The sequence below is a fragment of the Burkholderia sp. PU8-34 genome, from assembly GCF_053427725.1.
Genome location: NZ_JBSAXC010000058.1, coordinates 1 through 707 on the forward strand (window position 1 = coordinate 1; position 707 = coordinate 707).

The 707-nt window shown below is 59.4% G+C and carries 1 protein-coding gene; it reads left to right on the plus strand.

Annotation, left to right across the window (positions count from 1 at the left end):
• Positions 1 to 707, plus strand: a 707-nt coding sequence (locus tag ACV22Z_RS35675) for a hypothetical protein (RefSeq protein ID WP_448080932.1), incomplete at both ends; no start/stop codon positions are given.

Here is a 707-nt window from a genome sequence, read left to right on the forward strand (position 1 = left end):
GGAAACGGCGATGTGACGCTCACCGCGCAAACGCTCACGAATTCGCAAGGCGCCCAGACGGTTGCCGGACACGACCTCAAACTGAACGTTGGCAGCAACGTGAACAATGCCGGCGGTGTGTTGTCGGCCGCGAACAATCTGACGGTGAACGGCACAAACGCTGCTCTTTCGAATCGGGGTGGTTCTGTTCATGCGAACGGCGCGCTTGGATTGCAAACGGCATCCATCGATAACACGTCGGGAAAAATCGGCAATGACGCAGACAGTGGCGGCAGCGTTTCGATTCAAACTGGCACGCTTTCGAACCAGAACGGCGCGATCGGCAGCGATCGAGACCTGACGTTGACGACGGGCTTGTTGACTGGCGATGGTTCGATTATCGCGGGCCGCAACGGCTCGGTTACGCTCGCGGGCGACTACACGCAGACGGCAGCAAACAAGCTTCATGCGAACGGCGACTTTACGTTTACCACCTCGGGCAAGCTGACGAACCAAGGTGTGCTGGATGCGAACGGCGCGCTCACGGTGAATGCGGCGAACGTCGAAAACCAGCGCGGCGCGGATTTGAATTCGGCGGCGACGACGGTCAACGCGAACAACGGCACGATCGATAACGCAGGCCGAATCGAAGGCGATGCGGTCGCAACCAATAGCGCGACGTTGAACAACACGGGAACCGTGGTCGGCAGCAACGTTACGGCAAACGC